This window comes from Mesorhizobium sp. M7A.F.Ca.AU.002.02.1.1, from assembly GCF_003998535.1.
Lineage (GTDB): Bacteria > Pseudomonadota > Alphaproteobacteria > Rhizobiales > Rhizobiaceae > Mesorhizobium > Mesorhizobium ciceri.
In genome coordinates, this window is the sequence record NZ_RZPB01001009.1 from 1 (window position 1) to 1,828 (window position 1,828).

General features: G+C 63.7%; 1 protein-coding gene and 1 pseudogene. One reads left to right on the top strand and one right to left on the bottom strand.

All coding sequences use genetic code 11. The features are described 5' to 3' along the window. Positions 1-313: pseudogene (locus EN879_RS34365) on the bottom strand (metallophosphatase); the annotation flags it as partial. Between the two features lie 107 nt (positions 314-420). Between EN879_RS34365 and EN879_RS34370 the strand changes: the two are divergent. After that, on the top strand, positions 421-1,686 hold the full coding sequence (locus tag EN879_RS34370; protein ID WP_063170319.1) for a hypothetical protein: 1,266 nt from the start codon (positions 421-423) through the stop codon (positions 1,684-1,686). Positions 1,687-1,828: the final 142 nt, after the last annotated feature.

Below are 1,828 nucleotides of genomic sequence, written 5' to 3' on the forward strand. Positions count from 1 at the left end.
CGCTCATCGCATGATGCGTGCCGAGCCTTGTGCCCAGCACCGCGCTTGGCCTGTCCACAACAGGGCTTTCGCAATTGCCGATCACCAGATCGGCAGCGCCGAGCAGCGCCTTGATCGCCGGATCGCAATCCGGCGCGCTGCGGTTGGCCACCGCCGAGATGTCGCCGACAAAGGCAAGCCGCACCGCTTGCTTCGGCGGTGGATCCATCAGCGTCCCGGCCATCGGCGCAAAGTCTTGAGCGTCGCCGGCCAGTGACGGCTTCAGGAAACGCGGCAGCCAGGACAGCTTGTAGGAAAACGGATAATTCGACACGCGATGCCCAATTGTTTGCCCTGTGTAGACCGTCCGCGGGGCGGGTTGAAGCGCGACGCTGCAAATGGTGTATGTTTGCACTGCGCGACAAACATTGGGGGGAAAAGATGACACGACTGGCAGGCCTGCTGACATCCGCTTTCATTCTGCTCCTGCCGCTGTCTTCCGCGTCGGCGGCAATGCCAGAAGCGGCAACCACATTGTTTGAGGCGAAGACCGTGGCCGCGCGCGACACCGCTCTCTCGACGCTGGAGGCTGCCGCGCCAAAAGACCCGGCATCCGCCTATGCGGCCGGGGCGGGCGAGTTCTTTACCGCACTGGAGATCCTGGCCACCGGCCTGCACCGTCATGGTTTCGAAAGCCCGCAATCCTTCATGCTGCCGCTGATGCGGTTGCCAGTGCCCGACAATCCCAATCCCGAGCCGCTCACTTACGAGCAGTTCCGCGCCATCCTGGTCGGCTTCCGTGACCGGCTGGAGAAATCCGCAGCCACGTTTGCCTCGGTGCCGCCCAATGCCGATATCGGCATGGTCATCGATCTCACCCATGCCGGCATCGACCTCAACGAGGACGGCACCATCGCGCCGGACGAGAGCATGGCGGCGATCATCGCCTCACTCTCGCGCGGCGGTATCTCGTCGGACGCCGCCGCCCCCACGCTCACCTTCCGCTTCGACCGCGCCGACGGCTACTGGCTGCAGGGCTATGCCGAGTTCCTGATGGCGCAGGCCGATTTCTGGCTGGCGCATGATTTCAGGAGCACCTTCGACGGCTCGTTTCACATGCTGTTCCCGCGCGCCAAATTGCCGCTGCAGGATATTCTGGTGCCGCCGGCCGGCGATATGGGCTCGAGCATCTTCTCCTCGGAATGGCGCATCGCCGATTTCATCTCGATGGTGCATCTCGTCAACTGGCCGGTGATCGAACCGGAGCGCCGGCAAGCGGCGCGCCGCCACCTGCTGGAAATGATCCGGCTGTCGCGCGAGGACTGGAAGGCGATCCGCGCCGAGACCGACAATGACCGCGAATGGCTGCCTGGACCGCAGCAGAAGGGCGAGAACCCGCTCACCGGCCTCGAAGTCGGCGAGGAGCAGGTCCAGGCCTGGCTCGCCGCCTTGACCATGGCCGAGGATCTCCTGGAAGGCCGCAGGCTGCTGCCGCATTTCCGCGTCACCGCCAGTACTGGGCTTGGCATCAACATGAAGCGCTTCTTCGACGAGCCAAAAAACTTCGATCTCGTGCTGTCGATCACCGGCCCGGCCATCGCGCCCTACCTCGAAAGCGGCGAGCTCGCGACCAGCGACGATTTCGACCAGATCCAGCGCCAGTTCGGCGGCGACGGGTTTTTGACGTTTGCGCTTTGGTTCAACTGAGGGTGGGCCGTTTGAGGCCGCCTTCCCGCGAGAAATCTAGCATGGCAGGCAACAGTTTTACCGGAAACACGCGCGCCTTTTGTAGGCAGGTCTGCCGGCAGTCGGTTCGCTGCATACACCGCGCGGAGGCGCTGCGTAAAAA

Bases quoted from the DNA above. Each gene is read 5' to 3' on its own strand.
- EN879_RS34370 (WP_063170319.1), top strand. From the start codon at position 421: ATGACACGACTGGCAGGCCTGCTGACATCCGCTTTCATTCTGCTCCTG.